Source organism: Flavobacterium flavipigmentatum, assembly GCF_020911905.1.
Lineage (GTDB): Bacteria > Bacteroidota > Bacteroidia > Flavobacteriales > Flavobacteriaceae > Flavobacterium > Flavobacterium flavipigmentatum.
The window spans coordinates 3,265,965-3,283,779 of sequence record NZ_CP087133.1 but is presented as its reverse complement, the minus strand read 5'-3'; the positions used below and the strand labels follow the sequence as shown (position 1 = coordinate 3,283,779).

At 34.6% G+C, this 17,815-nt stretch carries 13 protein-coding genes; 3 read left to right on the top strand and 10 right to left on the bottom strand.

Annotated elements, in window-relative coordinates:
* Positions 1-292: 292 nt before the first annotated feature.
* Positions 293-1,396 carry a PepSY-associated TM helix domain-containing protein gene (locus tag LNP22_RS14140; protein WP_229974030.1) on the bottom strand — a complete coding sequence of 368 codons (1,104 nt, stop codon included), beginning with the start codon at positions 1,394-1,396 and terminating at the stop codon, positions 293-295.
* Positions 1,397-1,648: 252 nt separating this feature from the next.
* Between LNP22_RS14140 and LNP22_RS14135 the strand changes: the two genes are divergently transcribed.
* Entirely contained in the window at positions 1,649-3,982 is a 2,334-nt protein-coding gene (locus tag LNP22_RS14135) for a TonB-dependent receptor (RefSeq protein WP_229974029.1), read from the top strand.
* 75 nt (positions 3,983-4,057) lie between these two features.
* On the opposite strand, the gene LNP22_RS14130 is transcribed toward LNP22_RS14135, so the two are convergent.
* From LNP22_RS14130 to LNP22_RS14095, 8 genes are read right to left on the bottom strand one after another with little or no spacing between them, the layout of a single operon-like run.
* Positions 4,058-5,449 (bottom strand): AMP-binding protein, encoded by a 1,392-nt coding sequence (locus tag LNP22_RS14130; protein ID WP_229974028.1) that lies wholly within the window; start codon positions 5,447-5,449, stop codon positions 4,058-4,060.
* A gap of 12 nt (positions 5,450-5,461) precedes the next feature.
* On the bottom strand, positions 5,462-5,704 hold the full coding sequence (locus LNP22_RS14125; protein WP_229974027.1) for an acyl carrier protein: 243 nt from the start codon (positions 5,702-5,704) through the stop codon (positions 5,462-5,464).
* A 29-nt stretch (positions 5,705-5,733) separates the two neighbouring features.
* On the bottom strand, positions 5,734-7,140 hold the full coding sequence (locus tag LNP22_RS14120; protein WP_229974026.1) for an MATE family efflux transporter: 1,407 nt from the start codon (positions 7,138-7,140) through the stop codon (positions 5,734-5,736).
* Complete coding sequence (locus tag LNP22_RS14115) at positions 7,137-8,972, bottom strand: IucA/IucC family protein (RefSeq protein ID WP_229974025.1); 1,836 nt, start codon at positions 8,970-8,972, stop codon at positions 7,137-7,139. The genes LNP22_RS14120 and LNP22_RS14115 overlap by 4 nt, the downstream gene beginning before the upstream one ends.
* 12 nt (positions 8,973-8,984) lie before the next feature.
* On the bottom strand, positions 8,985-10,337 hold the full coding sequence (locus LNP22_RS14110; RefSeq protein ID WP_229974024.1) for a lysine N(6)-hydroxylase/L-ornithine N(5)-oxygenase family protein: 1,353 nt from the start codon (positions 10,335-10,337) through the stop codon (positions 8,985-8,987).
* A 16-nt stretch (positions 10,338-10,353) separates the two neighbouring features.
* Positions 10,354-12,795 (bottom strand): GNAT family N-acetyltransferase, encoded by a 2,442-nt coding sequence (locus LNP22_RS14105; RefSeq protein ID WP_229974023.1) that lies wholly within the window; start codon positions 12,793-12,795, stop codon positions 10,354-10,356.
* Positions 12,773-14,293: a pyridoxal phosphate-dependent decarboxylase family protein gene (locus LNP22_RS14100; RefSeq protein ID WP_229974022.1), complete on the bottom strand. Its 1,521-nt coding sequence runs from the start codon at positions 14,291-14,293 to the stop codon at positions 12,773-12,775. The genes LNP22_RS14105 and LNP22_RS14100 overlap by 23 nt, the downstream gene beginning before the upstream one ends.
* Positions 14,294-14,323: 30 nt before the next feature.
* Complete coding sequence (locus LNP22_RS14095) at positions 14,324-14,956, bottom strand: nitroreductase family protein (RefSeq protein ID WP_229974021.1); 633 nt, start codon at positions 14,954-14,956, stop codon at positions 14,324-14,326.
* Between the two features lie 267 nt (positions 14,957-15,223).
* On the opposite strand from LNP22_RS14095, the gene LNP22_RS14090 reads away from it, so the two are divergent.
* Positions 15,224-16,339: a Fe(II)-2OG oxygenase family protein gene (locus tag LNP22_RS14090; protein ID WP_229974020.1), complete on the top strand. Its 1,116-nt coding sequence runs from the start codon at positions 15,224-15,226 to the stop codon at positions 16,337-16,339.
* Positions 16,340-16,409: 70 nt separating this feature from the next.
* Here LNP22_RS14090 and LNP22_RS14085 read toward each other — a convergent pair whose 3' ends face one another.
* Entirely contained in the window at positions 16,410-17,168 is a 759-nt protein-coding gene (locus LNP22_RS14085; RefSeq protein WP_229974019.1) for a phosphatase PAP2 family protein, read from the bottom strand.
* 410 nt (positions 17,169-17,578) lie between these two features.
* On the opposite strand from LNP22_RS14085, the gene LNP22_RS14080 reads away from it, so the two are divergent.
* The gene (locus LNP22_RS14080) at positions 17,579-17,758 is read left to right on the top strand and encodes a hypothetical protein (RefSeq protein WP_229974018.1); all 180 of its coding nucleotides are present in this window, start codon (positions 17,579-17,581) and stop codon (positions 17,756-17,758) included.
* The last annotated feature ends 57 nt before the right edge of the window (positions 17,759-17,815 follow it).

The following is a 17,815-nucleotide window of genomic DNA, read 5'->3' as shown; positions in this document are numbered from 1 at the left end:
GCTTTTTAAAGAAAAAAGCAAAAGGATACACTTCCATCGGGGCTAGAGTAGAAGTTTATTTTTCATAACCAAAAAAGAGCGGAAAGCCTATTTTATAAATGTATGGTGAGAGGTAAAAAGCAAATCAAACGCCTTGCAAAAAAGATTTTAATCTAATTGTTTAGGTGTTCTCGTTAGGTTTTGTGGTTTCAAAACCTAACGTTTAGGCGTTTTTCCTAAAGTTGTAGTTACCAACATCTAAAAACTTCATCAAAAGACCCAAATCCAGTAAAATAGTGGTGCACAACAACTACTATTTTTTCTTTCTTCCCCACCAAATTAAAAATCCTGATACAGGTAAGGTCAAAGCAAAAAGACACACGAGAAAAGCTATTATTTTGGTAGGATATCCATAAATACTGCCCGAATGAATAGGGTAGATGAGACGTCTGATTTTATCACCTCTTGAAAAATTCTCATAAGGTCTTGACTCAATAATTTCTGCCGTATATTTATCAAAATAAGCTGCGCTGGACTGAAATGGAATTGTTTTTTCTACATTTTCTTTTAGTACCAAAATACTATTTATGGTATCAGCTGGCATTCTAATCTGGATATTTCCTTGGTAATCAAAAATACTATCTGCTTGATTATAAATGGTCTGATAAAAGGCAGTTTTATTCAATTTTGGATCTGTTTTGTTTGGGTTTTCAACTTTATTCGAAAGCTTTTTTGTTGTGCCGTCAGCAAAATAATAAATGCCTTTTTCGAACCAATCGAAGGCAAATACAAGACCTGTTAGCGAAATAGTTAATAAAAATAAAAAGCTGTAAAACCCAAAAGTAGAATGAAAATCCCAGTTGATTCTTTTAAAAGAAGCTCCCCATTTTACGGTTAATCTTTGTTTGAGGTTTTTTATTTTTTTGGGCCACCACAAAATAAGTCCGGAGATAAGCATAAAAGCAAAGATCAGACAAGAGATTCCAGTGATAAGTTTTCCTATATCATCTAATAATAAGTGCCTGTGGAGCGACAAAACGATAGAGAAAAATCTGGTTTCCTGATCTACAGATCCTAAAATTTTACCGGAATAGGGATCAAACGCAAAAATGATACTTTCACCGTCCATATCTTTTCCCACAATTAATAGTGTTCGCTTAGGATCATTAAATGTGCTAATTCGGGTTATTTTTTTTATCGAATATTCTTTTTGAAGTAAATCGGTACAGTAATCAATGGGCTTTTTTGTCTTGCCAATTGTGGAAACAAAGTAAAAATCTGAATTTATATATTGGTCAATTTCTTTTTCGAAAACCATTATACTGCCTGTCAATGCTACTATAAAAACAATAAGTCCCGAACCTAAGCCCAGCCATAGGTGTAGTTTGCCAAAAGTTTTCATTAATTTTTTCTTCATTGTTTTCCGTGCGTTTTAGAGAGAAAAGGATGCTCACGAGTGATCCTTTAAATTTTCTTCAAATTTATAATTATTTAGACTATATATAAATAATTAAAGTGAAATATAAAAAACATTTCTTCTGTTTCGCTATTGGTTGATAAAAAAAGCACTAATTCTTCTCATCATAACTTGTTAAATAAATATTAATTTATATTTTTGCCTTGTTTTTATTTAGAATGAATAAAAACAATAACTAATATTTACAAAACAATGAAATATATTACTTTTAGGACAACAAGTTTTTTGTTTACAATTATCTTTTTGTTTTCATGCATTTCTGTTTTTGCCCAACAAAATCATGGAAAAATAAAAGGTCAAATTACCACTTCTGATGGCGATCCTGCAGCCGATGTGTATATCATATTAAAAAACTCAAAATACAATACGTCAACAAATGATGATGGTAGCTTCGAATTGAGCCGAGTAAAACCCAATACGTATACTTTACAAATTTCCTTGGCAGGATACGAAACATCAGAGCAAGAAGTGGTGGTTGTAGACAATGAGACAACGACAATCAACCTACAATTGAAGGTTTCTAATAAAGAATTGAATGAAGTTGTAATTAGTAGCAGAAAAAGTATCGTCTCAAAAAAAACAGTATATGTGGCTAGAATGCCTCTAAAAAATTTAGAAAATCCGCAGGTTTATAGCGTAGTACATAAAGAACTTTTGCAAGAACAGATGGCGGTAGAAATTGGTAGTGCCGTTCGAAATTCTCCTGGAGTTGTTCCGCTTAATTATCCGTCAGGAGGATTTGCAGCTATTTTTAGAGGATTTACAGTTGGAATTAATTCCAGAAATGGAATGGAAACTTTGTCAGGACGTTCTTCTGTTGGCATTGCAAATCTGGAAAGAATCGAAATTTTGAAAGGCCCTTCAGGAACTTTATTTGGTTCTTCAGCATCTTCTTTTGGCGGCGTGGTGAATTTGGTGACCAAAAAACCTTTTGAAGCAACGTCAACAGAGATAGCGTACACTGGCGGAAGTTTTGGTTTAAACCGACTTACGGCCGACATTAATACGCCTCTTACAAAAGATAAAAAAGTATTGTTCAGACTTAATATAGCGGTTAATAAGGAGAAAAGCTTTTTGGATTATGGTTTTAATAATACGCTGGCTGTTACTCCAAGTATTACCTACAAGGCGACAGACAGGCTTACATTTAACATAGATGCTGAATTATTTAATGTAAACAGTACTAAACCATTATATCCTACAGTGACTGCTGCTTCTGGCATAACAAACCCTTCGGAGTTTAAAATAGATTATAAAAAATCATTGGTTCATGAAGATGCAGACGCTAAGTCATCGGCTTCAAAAGCTTTCGTACAGGCAGAATATCAAATATCAGATCGCTGGAAATCAACTACTTTGTATTCTTTTGTAAGTGAGAATGTCGATTATAGCTATCAAGTAACACCTACTTGGACTTCGCCAACAACGGCTACTATTCGCGCCACGGTTTTTGGGCCAATTTCTAGTAATTATACCAATATTCAGGAAAATATTAATGGGGAGTTTAACACTGGATTCTTGAAACACAAACTCTTAACGGGTATTAATTACAGATATTATTCGGATACTTTTTCGTCTACACCAACTCCTACAGCTCCTTTTAGAACAATTGATGTTACGACAAACTTCGTTCCTGTTAGAAAGAATGATATTGATGCCGTAGCACTGGCTCCCGTGATAAGAGCGGGTAGAGAAGAGTACACCTTTAGTGCTTATGCTTCTGATGTAATTAGTTTTGCAGACCGACTTTCGGTGATGTTAAGTTTGCGTGTAGATAATTTTGACCGTAAAGAAAGTGGTACTACTCCAGCATACAATCAGACGTCTTTATCACCAAAATTAGGGTTGGTTTATCAGGTTGTAAAAGATCAGGTTTCGTTATTTGGTAATTATATGAATGGATTTCAAAATCTTGCACCAGTAAATCAGCCAGATGGGGCACAATTGATTTTAGATCCTTTATATGCTAATCAATTTGAAGGTGGTATTAAAGTTGAAGCATTCAATAAAAAAGTAAGTACTACCATTAGTTATTACAATATCACTAATGATAATGCCGTCATGAGGTTTACAGATTTAACGTACCAACAAGGCGGTAAACAAGTAAGTAAAGGGTTTGATTTTGAGTTAATAGCCAACCCAATTGCAGGACTTGATATCATTGCTGGATATGCTTATAATGATAATCGCATCGTAAAATCGGCAACGGCTTCTCTTGAAGGAAAAAAAGCAGCAGATGCACCCGAAAACGTTTGGAATATCTGGGCTTCTTATAAGTTTCAAAATAGTCTGAAAGGATTTGGTATTGGTTTTGGAGCTAATTATGTTGATGATACTTTTATGGCTACAACCAATACTTTTTACATTCCGTCATACACCATTTTTAATCAAACTTTATTCTACGAACAGCCTACTTGGAGAGTTGGTGTTAAATTGAATAACATAACTAACGAAAAATATTGGAGTACGTGGGGAGCAGCTCAGGCTCCGGCAAATTTCTTAGTAAATTTAACTTTCAAGTTTTAATTATTTATTTAAATCAAAATTTAAAAATCACCTCTATTTAAGTATAGAGGTGATTTTTTTTATAAATCGATGGTTTTATTGTACCAGTATCTCAGATTCTAAAGATTCTTTGATAAGCGGGTAATTTACTTTTCCGTTAACCGTCAATGGTACATCAGTTATGTGAATTATTTTTACAGAACTCGCATGCAAATGCAATTTTATTTTTAAGGTTTGTACCATTATTTCTTTATTCAAATTAGCATCTGTGTACAAAACAGCTAAATGTTTATCATTCAGATCCAAGCAAATAAAGGTTTTTCCACCGAAAGTGTCTTTTAAAAGAAGTTCGATTTCGTCTAAATTAATACGGCTGCCAAATAATTTGACAATTCGTTTTAATCTCCCTGTTATGTAATAATAACCTTCATCATCTTTTCGTGCCTGATCGCCGGTATGCAGTTTTTCTTCCTGATGATAAAATTGTAAATCTGCCCTTCTTTCGGCATAACCGCCAAAAATATTAGGACCATAATAAATTAGTTCCGAAGTATTTTCTTCAATCTCAAAGCGTCCATTTTGAATAGGTCGCCCAATCGAAGCTCTTTTTCTGAGTAAGTCTTCCGGTGGTAAAAAAGCCATACGTCCACTTGCTTCGGTCTGACCATATTGTGCAAAAAACTTTTTACCATATTTCTCGGTGTATTCAGAAATGACTTCGATTAATTTATGATTGATAATGCCGCCTCCATGCGTAAAATAACGTAATGTTGGATAGTCTTTTTTAAAAAAACCAATACTTTGAAGCATTTCATAAAAATAAGGCACGCCACCTAGTGTCGAATAACCAAAATTTTTCAAGTCATGCCAAAATTCCTTCTTAAAAACATCTTTGTCGGTACAGACAATTTGATGTGCTTTTATACAATTGGTATTAAATATCGATAATCCGTAAACAGAATTTATCGGAACATTGAGCGGTACCACATCATCACTTTTAACAGGCAGATAATCCAGAATCGATTGTGCATTTTCAACAAGATTTTCATCAGACAATCGCACAAATTTAGGTGATCCTGTTGTTCCTGAAGTGCTCAGCAAGAGTTTGACTTTTGGATGTATCGGGTAGATGGCATTTTCAATACGTTTGAATAATTGTATTGTACGTGATGCATCAACAACCTTATATCCTTCAATTTCGCTTCTGGACGGATCGTAAATATAATAAGGCGTATAATTTTTTTCTAAATTTTCTTTAAACTCAACATTCACTCCCAATCCTAATAAAGCAATTGTAAAACGGCTTTGGTAAAAATTTAAAAAAGTTTCAACGGCTGGTAACTGATTATCATTGTAAATAAACACAACAGAACGAAGATTTTCGATCTCCAGCGATTGATGCATTTCTTTTATAGTTTTAGAAAATCCAGTTGTAGCATCGGTAAAAATTAAATTTTTATTTTCTGATATTAAACGGTATAATTCCATAGCTTTGGGTTTCTAATTAATTTCAAATCCGTATTTCTTAAGTACTATTTTTATTCTTTCAACACTACTCATTTCCAGAATATCTTCCATTTCTATTGAGATTTTATACGTGCTTTCTAGTTCTTCAATTAGCACGAGATGACTCATAGAATCCCATTCTACTATTGCCTGATATTCTAGTTGGTCGTTTACCGATTCAACAGGTATTTCAAACGCTCTTGCAAATACGTGGTGTAATTGTGCTATTGTATTCATCTTTTTTTAGTATTTAAATTGATATTTTATTAAACTTTGGTATGTTTCCATTTTCCTTTACGAAAGACAATAATACAGGCTACAGCCAATACAATTTCTGACAGAAGGATGGCTGTAAAAACACCATTTGCCCCTAACTCAAAAGCAATTCCTAACGAATAGGCCAGCGGAATCTGAACGATATAAAACATTAAAATATAAAGCCATGTTACCACCTTGACTTCGCCCGCAGCGTTGAGCGCCCTAGAGATGACCATCGTGTAGCCTAACAAAATGTAGGCTATCGAAATAAAATGAATGTACCTTGTGCTGAAAGAGATAACTTCTGGAATATCTGTAAAAAATTTCACTACGGGAGCAGCCATGAAAATCCAGCAAATCCCGATTAAAATAAGGAATCCCATATTGAGCATTCCGGCTCTCCATACAGATTTTTCGGCTCTCTCAGGTTGTTTGGCTCCCAGGTTTTGTCCGGTCAAAATTCCGGCTGCATTCCCGAGTCCCCATGCTGGCATTGTTGCTATTGAGGCCACTCTTTGAGCCAAAATGTAACCTGCCAATGCATTTTCTCCAAAATGAGACATAATTTTTATCATAAATACCCAGCTTGAAGCAGGAATAATAAATTGAACGGTGCCGCCAAAAGCCAGTTTTACTACCCTTTTAAAAATAGCCAAATCGAATAGGAGTTGAGTCTTAGCAATTCTAAGCACCGTTTTGCCTTTTACCAAATACCAGGCCTGATAAATCACGCCGATAACTCTGGCAATTAAGGTCGCTAAACCTACTCCTAGTAAACCGTAAGCAGGAATTGGCCCCCATCCAAAAATAAACAGGGGGCACAATACAATATTTAAGGCGTTCGAAAGCCAAAGGATTCTCATCGCAGTAGAAGCATCGCCGGCTCCACGAAATATGCCGTTTATTACTATTCGCAGAATCAAAAATCCGCTTGAAGCAAACATGACCATGCCATACCATTTTCCTTCCTCAACCATTGCTTTAGAAAGTCCCATTGCGGTCATGATTTCGGTTGCCCATACAGAACAAACTACACTGATGATTATCGCTATTGGTGTTGTTATATAAATAACCTGCATGGCGGTTTGACCTGCAATTTTGAACTCTTTTTCACCTATTCTTCTCGAAATCATGGCCGATGCCGCAATACCAAGACCTATTGAAACAGAGTAACAAAAGGTAATAAATGTTGTGGTGGCACCAGCAATCGAAATGGCAGAAGTGCCTAATCTACTCACAAAAAAAAGATTGGAACAAACAAATAAAGATTCCATTAGCAGTTCTGCTACCATTGGTACAGACAATAGAATAATGGCTTTATTGATACTTCCAGATGTAAAATTAGTTTCAGTTCCTGATAGCGAGCGACTTATAAGCCCCAAGAAAGAGCGTGTTTTTAGAATCGCTTCTTTCATGAATTTTCCTTTACAATTAATAATTCTTTATTCACCAATTGAAACAATGGATTTGGAATAAAACCGCTTTTTTTCATGTGTGGAAAACCAGCCGTTTCTTCATAACCATTAAATAAACGTCGGCTATTAAAAATGAGACGTTTGAATTCTGGTATCAATAAATTATACTTCTCAAACATCTCCTGTAGCTCTGGATGCTCTTCCTGAAACTCTAAAATAATGTCGTAAACGCAATTCCAAAAAGAAACTTCAGAATAATTGGTAGTTGTTATTAGTACATCACTCAAGTATCTAAAAAAAGCATCAAAAACGGCAATCAGGATTACTAACGGCGCATTTTCAGGGTTTGGAGAGGCATTAAACATGTTATCTATAAACTCCTGCGGTAGTTTTTTCTTTCCTTCTTCGTTGATCAAAATATCTCCCACAAAATCCTGCAAAGCGATACGCGTTGGCACATAATCTTTTAGAATTAGAATTACATTTTGCCCGTGCGGATCAATACACAACGAATGCTGATAATAAATTTGAAGTACAGGTTTAAGGTACGCTCTCATATATGCTTTTAGCCATTGTTCTGTAGAAAGGCCTGATTTTGTTATCAATTCCGCAATAAGACTTTGGCCATGATCATCTACATAAAGCAAGGCTGCCATTGTCATCAAATTTTCTCCATGTTTTAGAAAATTGATAGGGCTTTCTCGCCACATCGCACCCAAATATTCATTGTATTGATAAGGCGGATTTTCAATTTTACAGTAACTAGGATGCGTATACGTGGCCGAAACCATTTCGCCTAACAACACAACACCCATATTTTGTAAATGAAGATCTTTTTTTAGTATCTCTTTAATATATTCTGTGAGACGTGGTGCTATCGATAATTGTTTCGGACACAGTCCTCTGATGTGGCTTGTGTTCAGTATCGATATTGACGTTTTTACATAATGTTTGTGCGGTTTGCTGTAATTAAAAAAGGTACGAATACTTTGTTGAGGACTGTAAATATCGTCTGAGAGGTCTAACGGAATTAGCTTTTTTGAAGCAATATCGTGCGAAAACTGCATGACCAGTTTATGTTGCCATTGCCACAAATGTACCGGAATAAAAATATAATCATCAGGATTTACATCAGATTGGATTAACTTATTTTTAAAACTATTAATTTTTTCAGAACCTATTTCACTTTCATAAAAATCATGTTTATTCATATCGGTTTGTAGTTGTATGCTAGCTCTATTTTTATGAGCTGCCAACCAGACCAAACGTGTTTTTTGACCCGCTTCTGGTGCGAAATTTTTATGATCTTCTGAATCAAAACCAATTCGGCCTTTATTAACAATTACCCACGGATGCCCATCAAGGCTGTGTTCTATAGTTTGAAAATCAGCATCTGCTAGTTTTGCTGCTGATAAACGTCGCTTTGAATGAATGAAAGCATCAGCATATAAAGTATGCAATAATTCTTCAACATAATGAGCAAGTGTAAAAGAATTGACTCCAAAAGTCTCCTGAAGTTCGATAAAGAAATTAGGTACGTCTACATGTTCTAATGTTTGCTCATTTTCTATTTTGTGAATACTTTCTGCAACAACATGCCAATAATTAAGAAACCTCGGATACGCAGAAAAGCGATAATGAATATTTTCTTTATCTGTTGCTAATATAAAATGGGTAAGTTCATTCTCATCTTTACCAATTATTTCGGGCTTAGCCAAATCCTCTCGCATCAATTCTGCAATGCTTTTGGCCAACAGTTTTCGATTTACTTTGTTCCAAATAGGAGCATTAAGATGCTGTGCGCCTGTGAATATATTTTCTGAAATTATCATTGTAATTCAATTTTAATGGTTTAATGGCTCGTTTACCAATTCGATAACATTTGCCTCTGTAAACTCTTTTGTAATTTTTTGTACACCAAACTGTTGAAAAGCAATTCGTTTTTCTACCTTATAGACTTCACGATTTGCAAGTTGATTAATAATACATGAATTTCTGTAAGCTCCCATTCCTAAATCAGGCGTAGAGAGGCCATGTGTGTGAAGTTCTGCATTCTGCACAAAAATATCCGTCGCGTTTTTATCAATTGTGTAATTGCGATGAACATTAAATAAACCATTTTCCAAACGATTGATCTTTGCTTCAATTCCTGACAGAATCGCTGGTTCTTTGTATTTATAACCTGTTGCCAAAATAATGCAATTACTCTGATCGTCATAAGGTGCATCAAGTTCTGTATGAACAAAATCCAGATTATAAGAACCATCGACAGTTTCTTTTACAGAAGTCAGGCGCATATTAGAACGTAATTCGACGTTTAGAGGAGTATCTTCCAGACTCATTTCGTATAAACTATCAAAAATTTCGTTTATTAATTCCTGATCAATACCTTTATAAAGACCGTGTTGTCTGGCTAAAAGTCGTTTTCTCTTTTCATCAGACAAACTATGAAAATGGTCAATATATTCGGGTGAAGTCAGTTCTAAAGTTAGTTTTGACTTATTATCAAGCGGGAAGAAATGCGAAGAACGGGTAAACCATTTTAGTTGCAATCCGTTTTGAGTTTCAGGTAAAAGATCACGAAATATTTCTGCAGCACTTTGTCCAGAACCAATAATACTAACAGTGGCGTTTTTTGGGATATGCGATTTATAGTATAAATATTTTGATGCATGAATTACATTAGGAAATGCTTCATTATCAACAAAATCAGGCATATATGGCGAAGTTCCTGTTCCTAAAACAATTTTCTGAGAATAATACGTAGCTATTTCAGATGTTTTTGTGTTTCTAACTATAATTTCATACAAATCATTTGCATGATTTATAGCAACTACTTTATGTGAGAATTTGCAATTGGGCAGTTGAGATGCTACCCATTTACAATATTCGTTATATTCTCTTCTGTAAATAAAGAAATTTTCTCTAATGTAAAAAGGATATAAACGTCCGCTTTCTTTAATAAAATTAAGAAAACTATATTTGCTCGTAGGGTCTGCCATTGTTACCAAATCTGCCAAAAAAGGAACCTGAAGCGTTGCGTTATTTAACATTAATCCAGGATGCCAGTCAAAGCTTTCAGACTGATCAAAGAACAGGGATGTTAATTCTTCTACGGGCTCTATTAAAGCCGCCATACCAAGATTGAAAGGGCCGATCCCGATCCCTATAACCGAATATATTTTTTCTGTATGCATTGTTATTTTTTAAGGATTAAACCTGAGAGGCGATTATTGGATTATTTTGAAAATCTTTTGCGGCAGGAAATTTTGCCCAATACCATTCTCTGTAGCAAAAGTTTAGATTGGCAGTTTTATGAGGCATTTCGATAACTTTATCAATTTTAAATCCTACATGAGCTTTGTTCATCATCGATGCGATCGAATCTACAGCACCTTCACCAACCATTCTACCTACTTTTGACTCTGCCCATACAAAATCCATCATAGATTGCGTGGCTGGCGAACCGTATTTTAGTTTAGGATCAACCGGCGCAATAAATTGATGAGTGCCGTAATCTGAGGGTTTTGCATCATAATATTCACCCAATATGTCGCGGCATACCCAGTACACTTCAATATTAAAAGTTGGAACACCGTTGGCTTCACCTATGTAACTATGTGCGTGATCTCCCGGAATAAGCGTGCGATAATAAGCTTCTAATTTTCGTATTGGCCAGTTCATTTGCCAGATTTTCAGCGCGTGTTCACGATGAAACCATTCGTGAAGCATCTCAAGATCTTTATCAATATCTACAGGTCGTAATGTGATTGTTACATTTTCCTTTTCAAAATACCTGCTAAAAACAGTTTCATTTCCTTTTGGATTAATTAATTTTTTAGAAAAAAAGTGCTTATTTAAAGGATTTGGATACGTTTTATAAACTGCAGGATTTGTTCTTGGAGCACTGGCTTCGTCCATGTTATTCAGACTTGTTAGCAAATTGCCTTTTACCATCAGCTTTACACTATTTGTGAGTTGAGCAGCCAAACCCGTGGTATCAAATTGCTCTTCGTTTTTTAGCGTTTCATATATCAAACCAAGAAGTGTATTTTCCTCGGCAAGTTTATTTTTACCAAAAGCATTTACAATTCCAAATAAATGATTTACCAATAAATAATATCCCCAGAGATTAATAATTTTAGTTTCGGCAATAAAAGATCTGCTTTCTTTACCAAAACCAGGAATCAATTCCTCCAGTTTTTCTACTATTCCTTCACGGAAAAAATAGCCCTGATTGTCTCTAAAATAAAGCTTTGAAGGAAAAAGATTTTCGTCAAACTCGACAAGCATATTTTGCTGATGAAACTCAGCTCCAAATCCGTATTGATTAAAAATACCTATCAGCGGTTTCAGACTAATATCTAAATAGTGTTTAAACCATAAAAGCGCAGTATCAGCTACCGTTGCATCTCGTCTCTTCGCAGCTTCATTAATAATATTGAGAATTCGCGGAGATTCGCCTAAAATACCATCCTGACAAAGAGAGGCAATCATCGTTACATTTTTGTTGATATTGGCTCCACTAAAAGGATTTTGGCGAACGCTAGTGCTAAAACCATCAATAGTTTTACCCTCGTAAGTAACCGTAATAAAAGCAGGATCAGTAATAAGTTCTATTTGAGGATAGTCTTTTTGAATGCCTTTTCCCCAATCGGTTTTCATGAGTTCTGCTGCATCGTAACCACGATTTAATTCATGAAGATAATTAACACGAAACGAATTGGTGATTTTTACATGCAAAGAGAATTTGTACATCCATTCACTTTCGGCATTATAAACCGTCCGAACAGAGGATGTAGCGGTGTAGGAGGGACCAAACTCCCCGAGACTAAATAGAATTTCTTTTGTCTGCATTTCCTTTACTTCGGTCAGATTCAATAAATATTGAGCTTCCCAAGGATGAGTTGGTACCACTTTATAATTTGTGTAGCGACCTAGTAATCCTTTGCTTGCAGGATCTGCGTACTTTAAAATTTCTTTTTTTAAATAGTCTGTAATTAAATAATCTACAGCGCTTTTTTCATGTACATTTTCGGGATGAACTAAGAAAAAGTGTAGAGGAAATTCACCTCTGGTTTCCGGAGAATATTTTTGGAGTTCTTCATTTGTAAATCCTTCTCTACTTTTTGTCAACGGATGTACGGTATGTCCTAAAATAAGGGATTGTTCTGCTTCAATAAAGGTTTGCTCAATAGTATTGGCGGCATGACCCCTATTTTTATAATGCGATAGATATAGCGCAAGATTATCGATACTATTTTTTAAACGCTCTTTTGTTGGCAAAGAATCAATCTCAGGATAATTTTCGGTGCTGTATGCAGCTACGAGTTCCGTAAATTGTAACGGATTTATTGCTGTAATTTTTTCTGTTGCAACATCACGAACCACAACAGGGAAACCGAAAGAATGCACGCCACTCTCTGAAAAATAAGTCAAAGGCGCAAAAACTTCCTGGCCAATAGACGCAAAATCAAATCTCATAAAAGAGGTATGACCTATCGTTTGCATACAATCGGCTAATGTCTGGTCGTATCTTGGAATACCTTCGTAACGGCTCCAATTATTGAATTCCCTGCAATAACAATTGAGCAGAGATTTAAAATTTATCTCTTCTGCCGCTTGGGGAAAATTAGTTAAGTCCGTAGTATTCATCTCCGTTTTGTTTTATCAGGTTAAGAATTTTTTTAATATCAGTAAGAGTCGTTAGGGGATTAAAAATGGTAAACTTCAGATAGAATTCTCCGTTTACTTTGGTACTAGCTACTAAAACTTCTCCGCTAAAAAAGAGTTTTTCTTTGATATACTGATTGACTTTACAAGAGCTATTTTTTGCTGAATCTCCAAGATATCTGAACACCAAAACCCCCATATCTGAGTGACACAAAAGCTCAAATTTTTGGTCAGATTCTATATATTCTGCTGTTTTTTGGGTTGTTTCAATAATAGTATCTGTAAACTGTCCTAATTTTTCTTTACCCATGTAGCGAAGTGTAAACCATAACTTCAGGGCATCAAAACGACGTGTACTTTGTATAATCGATTTGTTGATTTGAGCCGGAAGTGCGTCGTAATTTTGCTCTTTTGGATTTAAATAATCAGCATGATGCTTAATAATATTGAGGTGCAATTTGTTTTTTACAATAAAAGCACTGCTGCTAATAGGCTGAAAAAATGATTTATGGTAATCTATAGTTACTGAATCGGCTAGTTCGATACCGTTTAAAAGGTGACGGTGTTTGTCGGTCAAAAGCAATCCGCAACCATAAGCAGCATCTACATGAAGCCATAAATTGTATCGACCGGCAATAGCTGCAATGGCTTTTAGCGGATCAACATTTCCAAAATCTGTAGTTCCAGCAGTAGCAGTGATTGCAATCGGAATATTGCCTTTTTCTATTTCTTCAGCGATTGCTTTTTCTAGCTGTTCTGGGTTCATACGATATCTGTGATCAACTCCCACATGTACGATAGATTGTTCTCCAAGACCTAAAATCCAAGCATTTTTATGATTGCTAAAATGTGCTTTATCTGAAACAAAAATTCTAAATTTTGAGGCATCTGAAGGAAGTCCATCCAATTTGATATTGTGTTTTTGATACTGTAAAGCATAATAATCCCGAGCCAAAAGCAGTCCCATTAAATTGCTTTGAGATCCACCGGCAGTAAAAATACCATCGCCTTCTCTGTAACCAATTTGTTCACTTGTCCAATCAATTAATTTGCGCTCTATAAAAGTTCCGCCAGCACTTTGATCGTAAGTATCTTGCGAAGAATTTATAGCACTTATAAGCATTTCTGCTGCTAATGCTGGTATTACAACTGGACAATTTAAGTGTGCTATATACTCCGGAAGGTGATAAGCGGTAGCATGGTTAACATAAAGCTCATCAACTTCATTAAGCAAGCTTTCATAATCCGGTAGGGGGGATGCCAAATCTATTTCTTCAACTTTTGTTCGAATTTCTTCCGGTCTTATTCCGCTAAAAGGTTTACGATTGTTTTTTAAGAAATTAGCAACACGTTCTTGTGCTAATTTTACAGCCTGAGCATATTCAGCTCCAGAATTCTGGTGAAAAATGTCTTTGTAGAAATCTTCGTTAATAAGAGGTACTTTTACAGACTCTTCCTTATGGATCAATGTGTTGTTCATAAAATATTTGTTTAAGGATTTTAGTTATTTTTATTCGAGATAGATTACTTTTTTGGATAAAGGCGTTCTTTTCTTACTAGATGACTTGAGGTTTTCTGGATAATAGCCCAGATAGAGAAGACCAAGTGACTTTTCATTTGCTGCAAGACCAAATTGGGCAACATAATCAAGGGCTACTTGCTTGGTGCTCCAATAACTGCCTATTTTATGAGCAGTGCAGGTAAGTGCTATATTTTGTACCGCCGAAGATATTGCGGCAATCTCTTCCCATTCTGGTAAATCAATTTTTGTATTTCGCACCATGATCACACCAATAAGGCAAGCAGCATTTAATGGGTAGTTTGCGAGATAATTTAGCTTTTCGTTCTTGGCTTCGGCAGATAATTCATCATAAAAATCTTTGTAATAATGCGCCATATATTGACCATATTCTTTTAGATATTTCCCTCTAAAAACAATAAACCTCCAAGGTTCTGTCATTTTATGAGTTGGAGCCCAAGTAGCATTAATTAGTATTTCTTTAAGCAGTTTTTCGGGTAACTCTTTTTTAATAAAGTCATTGGCGAAAACACTTCTCCTTTTACGAATATTCTTCGAAATTTTATTTAATTTTTCAGAATATTCGGAACTATTGTTTTTACTGGGATTGTCTTTAATTTTCATATATATTTTGATTTTTTTTAACTATTTTCTTTTTATTTAGATTAAATAAAAATATATTTGTAAGTAATTACTATTTAGAATAAATAAGAATAATGAAAAACAAATGTATAAATTAATATCAATAAAAAAAATAAATATGAAAATTTTATACGAATGGACGTACATAGCAATGTTTAATTAGTAGCTAATTATTTATTATAATACTGATTAATAATTATTTTTTGTTAATTCCTCTATCTTTTAATAACTATAAAACGAGTTAAAAAAATGAAATCACAAACTATTGTTGCAGAAGAAAGACCTGCAAAAACTAATTTACATTTTGACATTCCTACAAAACCGTTAATCGTAGTGGTAACGCCTCAGGAAAGGAATATTTTATCAAATGTTGGTAACCTTTTAGTAAAAGCATTTGGCAATTATGAAAATCCAGATTATATCGCAGCACTCCATCTTCAAGCTTTTCAATTGCTTCCGGAACGAATTAGTAGAATCTTAAGTCACTTTGGAAGTGATTTTTCAGCAAATCAATATGGCGCGATTGTTTTTCAGGGACTTTTAGAGGTTGACCAAGAAGAGTTGGGACCAACTCCTCCAAACTGGCAAGAAACGGATTATGCAAAATTGAATAAATACGGTTTTATTTGTTCGCTTCTTCATGGCGCTGTACCTTCTAAACCAGTGCAATATTATGCGCAACGAAAGGGTGGAGGACTCTTGCATGCTGTAATTCCGGATGAAAAAATGGCAGTAACACAAACGGGATCTGGGTCCAAAACAGATTTATATGTGCATACAGAAGATGCTTTTTTACTTCATCAAGCTGATTTTTTAAGTTTTCTTTATCTAAGAAATGAAGAAAGAGTTCCTTCTACACTATATTCTATTCGTTCTCATGGAAAGGTTAATGAAACCATGCAAAAGTTGTTTAATCCTATCTATCAATGTCCAAAAGATGCCAATTATAGCGATAAGCAAGTCGTTTCAGGACCAACGGCTTCGGTTTTATATGGAAATAAACAGCTTCCCTTTATTCGTTTTGACGCTGCTGAACAAATCTTCAACGAAAATGCAGGACAAACTCCGGAAGCTCTTTATAATTTGACAGAATTTTGGAACGAAGCTAAAGAGCTTATCAATAGTGATTACATTCCAAATTCTGGAGATGTAATCTTTGTCAACAATCATTTGTGTGCTCATGGGAGAAGTGCTTTTGTTGCCGGACAGCGCGAAGAGAACGGAAAAATTATAAAGTGCGAACGTCGCCAGATGCTCAGGATGATGAGTAAAACTAGTTTAATTCATATAAGATCGGTGACGCAAACTCATGATCCATCGTTTATTATGGAAGAACATTTAGGAAATGTTTTTAATCTAGAATAGCTTTTATTAATTGAAAATAAATATTTAAAACTCAAAAAATAATCGATATTTGAAGCCTTTTTAATAGCAATTAAAATGTTTTGATGTAGTTAATAGTAAAATTTTTGCCATCATAAGTTGGAGCTAAAAAAGAGGTAGAGTTGTTTTCTTTATTTCCAAAAAGTTTTCGGGTCAAATAAGGATTCATCCAGTAAGCTATCTTAGTACTCAATATTCCGATACCAGCACCCGCCGCCACATCTGTGAGCCAGTGTCTGTTATTGTACATTCTAAAGATTCCTGTGCCAGCAGCAATAGCGTATCCTGCTACACCATACCATATAGATTGGTGTTTGTATTCCTGATACAAAAATTCGGCACCTGCAAAAGCTACAGCAGTATGACCTGAAGGAAAAGAATCATTTGATGTTCCGTCAGGTCGTTCGGCTTTTGTGATTGATTTTAATGCAAAAACGGTTCCTGTCATGATAATAAGTGAAGTACCTAAAATAACCGATCGGTCTCTCATGTCATTTTTTCCTTTTACTCCAAAAGCATTTAAAGTATAAACAGAAAGCGCAGGTACATATCTCGAAAAATCATCAACAGAAAATTTGCGATCTATGTTTTCTGTAATTTCTTCGCGAATCTGGTGATTGAAGCTTTTTATTTGACCGCTTTCAATTCCCCAAAAACCATAACCTATCAAAACGCCGGGAATAATAAGTTGTTTATAACTGTATTTAATATTTTGTACCGTATCACTACTGATGCTGTCGTTTTCCTTCTGATTTTGAGACCAACTGTACAAAGAAGTAAAGACAAACGATATGATTATAATTTTTCTCATTCTTGAATTTGTGATTTAAACTGCGGCATCATAGTAAATTGAACTTTTTAATTTCAGAATAATACTAAGATAGCAATCTTTTACCTAAGAAATGTAAAAGGTTTTTAATTTACAAAGAAAAAATTCAATAACTCATTTTAAAAAATGCATCTAGTGTAAATATTTGATTACAAAAAACACACAACAGGTGAGAATTATAAAACTTTAACACTTAATGATGTAAGAATAATTATTTTTTTTAGTAAATTTGAGTATGTCACTTTTAAGAAGTTATATAGAAGTGCAGCAAAAGATTACTACTACACGCCGTTTTCAAGAAATTCTTTTTTTTCCTTATAACCCCTTAGGTTACTTTTTTTTACGCAACAATCTTACATCACTATTACAACGAATTTAACCCCAAAATAATAATGAAAAAATTTCTTATCCTTTTGCTTGTTTTAGTTCCTTTTTGGTGCTTTTCGGATAATCCGCCACCACCTGGTTTACCCGATGAACCACCGCCGCCACTACCAGTAGATAGTATGATAAGTGTTTTGTTTATTGGCGGTATTATTTTGGGAACTTACATCATCAGTAAGAAAAGATAAATCAATTAAATAGAATACACTAAAAATTAGGTTGATTTAAAATCTAATTTTTGATGT